This is a genomic window from Paractinoplanes toevensis (genome assembly GCF_018332695.1).
Lineage (GTDB): Bacteria > Actinomycetota > Actinomycetes > Mycobacteriales > Micromonosporaceae > Actinoplanes > Actinoplanes toevensis.
In genome coordinates this window covers 1-6,330 of sequence record NZ_BOQN01000104.1, presented here as the reverse complement: position 1 = coordinate 6,330, position 6,330 = coordinate 1, and the positions used below count along the sequence as shown (strand labels likewise).

Below are 6,330 nucleotides of genomic sequence, written 5' to 3'. Positions count from 1 at the left end.
CGTCGAGCAGGCCGGCCACCGCGCACAGCAGGTTGCCCAGCAGGTTGCCCGGGCCGGAGATGGCGGTGATGTCGAGGACCACCGTGTTCAGGTGGACATGCAGGCCCAGCAGGTTCAGGTCCAGCGGGCCGAGCACCAGGTGCAGGATGTTGCACGCGGCCAGGGTGCTCACGTCACCGCTGCTGCCGGTGGGCAGCTGGAGCGGCAGGGTGACGGGGGTGTCGGTCTCGCCGGCGGTGGTGCCGTCGGCGTTGGTCAGGACGCTGTGCAGAACGCCGGTGGCGACGATCGTGTCGTCCTGGACGGCGAACTCGCTCGGGGTGAACGAGCCGGTCACGGTGCCGACCGCGCCGGTCGCGTCGGTGAACGTGCCGTCCACCGTGGACACGAGCGTGCCGGCCGGGTCATCCACGGCGGCGTTCGCCGGGGCGGCCGCGACGGCGGTCATGGAGACGGCAAGCGTACCGGCCATCAGTAGCTTGCTGATCATGCTTCCCACGCGCATGTGTTTCTCCCTTTTCGGAATGGCGGTTCCTGTCGCCCCCATCCCTGCCCGCCCCACCGCATCGAAAACGACCGATGTATGGGCCGCATTACGAGAGTGGGAAATGGATCTTGATATCCGTAATGGTCGGATTGTTTAAGTTGCGCTCTTCCTAGCCAGAGCGCTGGACTTCGCGGTGATAGCCGGATTTGCTACTTTTGGGTGGTATCTCTTGAGCGAAGCCTCGGAGGTGTCCCATGCAAGCTCCCAAGCCCGACAACGAAATCGACCGCCTCTCCGCCCTCTACGCGCTCGACATCCTCGACAGCGCCCCGGAGCAGGACTTCGACGACATCGTGCAGCTCGCCTCGAGCGTGTGCGGGACGCCGATGTCGCTGGTCACGCTCGTCGACACGGACCGGCAATGGTTCAAGGCGCGGGTCGGCACCGATCTCACCGAGACGTCCCGTGACCTCTCGTTCTGCGCGCACGCGATCCTCGGCCGGGACCTGCTGGTGGTGCCGGACGCGACCAAGGACGCCCGGTTCGCCGACAACCCGTCGGTCGACATGGACGGCGGCATCCGCTTCTACGCGGGGGCGCCGCTGGTCACCACCGACGGGTACGCGCTGGGCACGCTGTGCGTGATCGACAAGTCGCCGCGCCGCCTCGACATCGAGCAGCTCCAGGCGCTGCGCGCGCTGGCTCGCCAGGTCACCTCACAGATGGAGCTGCGCCGGCACTCGATCGCGCTGGCCAACACCACGGCCCGACTCCAGGAGCTGGAACGGCGCAAGGACGACCTGGCCTGGCTGGTCGGTGGTGACCTGCGGGCGCCGCTGCGGCTGATGTCCACCTACCTGGAGAAGCTGGGCACCACCGGTTACCACGACGCCGAGATGGCCGAACTGGTCGGCCGGGCCACGGCCGGGCACATCCGGGGCTTTCTCGACCTGCTGCACCACCTGAACACCATGGCGGATGCCGGGTCCGGCAGCGAGAGCCTGCACATGCGGGAGTGCGACCTGACCCGGGTCACCCAGCGGGCGGTCGAGGCGGTCCGGCCGATCGCGGCCACCAAGCAGATCTGGATTCTCAACCAGGCCGGCGGCCCGGCGCTGCCGATCATCGCCGATCCGGTACGCCTCGAGCAGGTGCTCACCCACCTGCTGTTCGCCGCGGTGAAGTACACCCACCCCGGTGGCCGGGTTCGGGTCGGCACCGAGGTCGAGTCGGGCCCGACCGTCTTCCTCGACGACATGGACATGCCCGACGGTCTGCGACCCGAGCTCTTCCCGCACCTGTACTACGGCGCGATCACCAATCCGTCCGAGGCCACCGGGCCGGACCGCGGGCTCGCGGTGGCGAAGAAGATCCTGGACGCGCACCACGCCACGGTGGCGCTCTCCGACCGGCCCGGCGACGGGACCTCGCTGCACGTGGTCTTCCCGTTCGCCCAGTCGACGGTCACCGACCAGTTCTCCGAGCTGCTCGCGGCCTGACCACGTCGCCGGCCCGCACCCGCCCGGCTGCAGTTCGGTCGGGTGCGGACCGGCGCGCTCACCCGGTGTAGACCGGGCCGGAGCCGCCGGCCGGGGGCGAGCCGGCCGACGGAAGGTCCTCGGGGTCCAGCGACGAGGACTGGGCGGGCACTCGGCCGGCCACCGGGGTCAGCTGCGGAACCACCGGCTGCGGGAGATCGAGCATCTCCGAGCGCTGGGCCAGGCCGGCCCGGTGCAGCTTGTGCCAGCGCAGCCGGCCGCCGGTCATCGCGGTGGTGAACGACTGCATCAGCACCAGGTACATCAGCTGCCGGTAGGCGAATTGCTGCAACGGCAGCCGCCACAGCGGTTTCATCGACTCCCGGTCGAAGCGGAACGCGACCGCCGCGGTGAACAGCTGCAGCAGCAACATGCCGCACCAGGCCACCAGGGTCTCCCGGAGCTCCCAGAAGACCAGGCCGTAGAGCAGCATGATGTCGACGACCGGGGCGAGCATCGGCAGCGCCACCCCGAACAGCGCCAGGAACGGCAGCCCCACCCGGCCGAAGCGTCCGGACGGACCGGAGTCGCGCAGCGCCCGGCGGTGCTTCCACATCGCCTGCATGGTGCCGTAGCTCCACCGGTAGCGCTGCCGGTACAGCTGCTCCAAGGTGGTCGGTGCCTCGGTCCAGGCCTTGGCCCGCTCCTCGTAGACCACCCGCCAGCCGGCCCGGCACAGCGCCATGGTGACGTCGGTGTCCTCGGCGAGCGTCTCGTCGCTGACCCCGCCGACCTGGGCGAGCGCCTCCCGGCGGAAGGCGCCGATCGCGCCCGGCACGGTCGGCATGCAGTTGAGCACCTCGTAGAGGCGGCGGTCCAGGTTGAAGCCGATCACGTACTCGATGTGCTGCCAGACGGCGACCATCTTCTCCCGGTTGCCGACCTTGACGTTGCCGGCGACCGCACCCACGGTCGGGTCGGCGAACGCCTGCACCAGCATCCGGATCGAGTCCTTCTCGAAGATCGTGTCGCCGTCGACGGTGACGATCAGGTCGTGCTTGGCCAGCGCGATGCCGGTGTTCAGGGCGTTCGACTTGCCGCCGTTGGGCACCCGCACGACGCGGACGTTGGGCAGCGCCATCCGCTCCACGATCGAGGCGGTGCCGTCCGTCGATCCGTCGTCGACCACGACCACCTCGATGACCGGATGGTCGCCACCGGCCAGCGAACGCACCGCGGCCTCGATGCCCTCCTTCTCGTTGTAGGCGGGCACGATCACCGACACCGGTTCGGTCACCGGCGGACCCCAGCTCCAGCCGGGCTTGCGGCGCTGCCGGGCGTGTCGGCTGGCGAGCACCAGCAGCAGGAGGGTACGGCCGATGGTGAGCAGTCCGACCACCAGGAACAGCCCCGCGATGAACCACACGAGCCCGTCCGCGGTCCGTACCGTCCAGATGACCGCGGCGCCGCGCCAGACGTCACTGGACGCCGCCGCCGGGTTCTCCGGCAGCGGCGGAACGGCCTTCTTGCTTTCCGCGATGCTCTGGTTCAGACCCTCGGTGACCGTGGTGAAGCGGTAACCGCGCTTCTTCATCTGCGGGATGAACTGGCGCAGCGCGGCGACCGTCTGCGAGCGGTCGCCGCCGGCATCGTGGAAGAGGATGACCGCCGAGGTGTCGCCGGCCGGGGTCGCGTTGCGCACGATCTGCCGGGCGCCGGGCAGCTGCCAGTCCTGGCTGTCCATGTCGTTCACGACGATCAGGTAGCCCTGCTTGCCGGCTTCCTTGACCAGCTTCCAGTTCGTCTCGTCGATCGCGTCGGCCTTCGACGAGTACGGGAAGCGGGCCAGGTTGGTGTGCACACCGGTGGCGCGGGCGATCGCGACCTGGGTCTGGGACAGCTCGAGCATGCGCCGCCACGGCGCGACCCGCTGCAGGTTCGGATGGGTGAAGGTGTGCAGGCCGAGCTCGTTGCCGGCGTCGGTGATCTTCTTGGTCAGTTCCGGGTGCCGGGACACCTCGGAGCCGACCACGAAGAACGTGCCGTGCGCGTCGTTCTCCTTCAGCACCTCGAGGATCTTCGGAGTCCAGGTCGGATCGGGCCCGTCGTCGAAGGTGAGCGCGATGGTTTGCTCCGGCATCCGGCTGCTGCTCTCCTGGCCGCCGGTGGTGTTGATGATCGGCCCGCCTCCGCGGATCGCCAGCGGCACGCCGTCCTGGTCGCCGACCTCTTCCTCGACATGGTCGCTCTTGAACTCGGCGTTGATGTAGGCCTGCACCACCAGGACACCGACGAAGAGAACGAGCAGTAGCGAGCCGAGGATGACGCGAGGTTTCGGCAGCAGACGGCGTCGAACCGGGCCACGGGCCCGGCCGCGGGAGCGGGCCGGGCTCACGCCGAGGCCTCGGGCACGGGACTGGCGCTGGGCTCCGGGCCGGCGGACTTCGTCACGACGGGGTCCACCGCTTTCGTCTTGGCGGGGGCCACCGCTTCCGTCTCGACGGGCTCGGCGGCTTTCGTGGCAACCATCGTCTGGGCCGGTTCGGCGATCGTGGTCTCGGCCGGTTCGGCGGCCTTCGTCCCGGTCGGCTCGGTCGTCCCGGCCGGGGGCGCGGGCGGCGCGGCCGAGGAGCCGCCGCCCTGGCCGCCCGTGCCGCCCGTGCCGCCCGTGCCGCCGGTGCCGGTCGTGCCGGTCGTGGTCGGCGGGACCGGCGGCACCGGCTCCACGATCACCGGCGTCGTGGGAGGTGGCGTGGTGGTCGGCGCGGTCGACGGCGGAACGACGGTCGACTCGGTGGGCCGGGTGGTGCTGACCGTCGGCTTAGGCGTCGGTTTCTTCGTCGCGGTCGGCTTCGCCGCCGGCTTGGTCGTCGCGATCTTGGTGGACTCCAGACGAGGCCCGGTCGTACGAGGTGGAGTGGTGCGGCGCGGCAGCGCGTCCGTGACGAACAGAGCCGTCGGCGTATGGCTCGGGGTCGGTGCCGGGGTGGGACTCGGTGTCGTCGCCTTGGTGTCCGCCGTCGCCTCCTCGGGGTCCAGGCCGGGCAGCGGCAGTACGGCACTCGACCGGACCGGCCCGCCGGCCAGGCTCACGCTGATCAGGCCGCCGTAGAGCATGACCAGCACACCGAAGGCGTACGCGAGACGTCGCAGCAGCCGGCTGCGGCGTCCCGTGCTGTCCACGAACACCGGCGCCGGCGCCGCCACGGAGATCACCTCGGTGTCAGGAATGTCGGCCACGGCGAATTGCGGGTTTTCTGGCTCCTGCGAAGTCACGCGGCGAGCTTAGGAACATCCACGGCGATCTTGTGGCTAGTCACCCGGCCGAGTGACGGATGATCGCCACCACTAATTCAACCGAAATGATGAGTGTCGCCGTTTGACCAGATGGGGCCGCATGTGTGCCACCGGATAATTGATCGCTCTGAGCTGCGAGGTAATAGCAGCTGCGAGGAGGTTACGCCATTTATCCGAACGTTTTCCTGTCGTATCAGCGACAACTCGGCCGACAATTTACCGAAAAGAATTCGCATGGCAATAGGTCGGCTTAATTAGGAATAGTACCTTATGTCCGATGTGGCGATCTGCCTTGATCGAAATTTGAAACTTCAGCAGGGCACCCGTTGTGTCCGACATCGGAGGTCGTTAAGCTTCTTCTTGCGCGCCCCTATCGCCCGCTTCCCCCGTGGCAGGCGATCGGGGCGCGCCCTATTTTGCGCCGGGCCCGAGGCTCTGGAGATCTTTTCGGGTCGGGTCCCGCCAATTCCAGAAAGAACGGGACCCCGGCCCAGGCTTCCTCGAAACCGAGGACGGGACGCTTTCCCGCAGAAGATCAAACTTTGCGTACGCGCCGGCTAACTCCCGTGGCCCGCGGTCCCGGCAGGTGTAACTCACCCTCCGCGCGCCCGCTGCGGGCGGGCCCGGCCCAAGCTCGCAACCCCAACCCGCCCACCGGCCCGGGCGACGCCATCGGCCTCCCGCATGGTGGTCGCTGCTGTCGGATACTGGGTCGTCGTCCCGCATCCCGGGCGTGGTCCTGCGCTTCCACACCGTGGGCCACCCAGCGGTCAGAAGAACATGACATACCGCCTATGTCCGACCTCGACAGCCCGGCCAGACACAATCTTGTGGACTTGGCGCGAGGACAGAGCGGCAACTCCACAAGATCGCAGATGCCGGTCGCCACGACGTGGCATCGACTCGTCACCGGCCGGCCGAATACGTATGAAATGCCCTCCGGGCGGAGCGGCGCGCGTGGATGGGCAGCGTGAGGCGTTGCCGCGCGCGGGTTATTGAGTGCGTGTGTCGTTGCGCGAGAGTCGCGGCACGTGCCGGTGTGGCACGTTGCTTGCGGGGTGGCGGCGG

General features: G+C 68.8%; 4 protein-coding genes. 1 reads left to right on the top strand and 3 read right to left on the bottom strand.

Translation table 11 applies throughout. The features are described 5' to 3' along the window. Nucleotides 1–505, bottom strand: a 505-nt coding sequence (locus Ato02nite_RS39050) for a hypothetical protein (protein ID WP_213011737.1), incomplete at its 3' end; no start/stop codon positions are given. Between the two features lie 236 nt (nt 506–741). On the opposite strand from Ato02nite_RS39050, the gene Ato02nite_RS39045 reads away from it, so the two are divergent. Then, entirely contained in the window at nt 742–1,986 is a 1,245-nt protein-coding gene (locus Ato02nite_RS39045; protein WP_213011736.1) for a GAF domain-containing sensor histidine kinase, read from the top strand. A gap of 58 nt (nt 1,987–2,044) precedes the next feature. Here Ato02nite_RS39045 and Ato02nite_RS39040 read toward each other — a convergent pair whose 3' ends face one another. Then, on the bottom strand, nt 2,045–4,360 hold the full coding sequence (locus Ato02nite_RS39040) for a bifunctional polysaccharide deacetylase/glycosyltransferase family 2 protein (protein WP_213011735.1): 2,316 nt from the start codon (nt 4,358–4,360) through the stop codon (nt 2,045–2,047). After that, a complete protein-coding gene (locus tag Ato02nite_RS39035; protein WP_213011734.1) occupies nt 4,357–5,241 on the bottom strand; it encodes a hypothetical protein in 885 nt (294 codons plus the stop codon). Before Ato02nite_RS39035 ends, Ato02nite_RS39040 begins: the two co-directional genes overlap by 4 nt. Between the last annotated feature and the right edge of the window lie 1,089 nt (nt 5,242–6,330).

What these genes read in the sequence shown, in the direction of transcription:
- Ato02nite_RS39045 (WP_213011736.1), top strand. Translation starts at nt 742, where the DNA reads ATGCAAGCTCCCAAGCCCGACAACGAAATCGACCGCCTCTCCGCCCTC.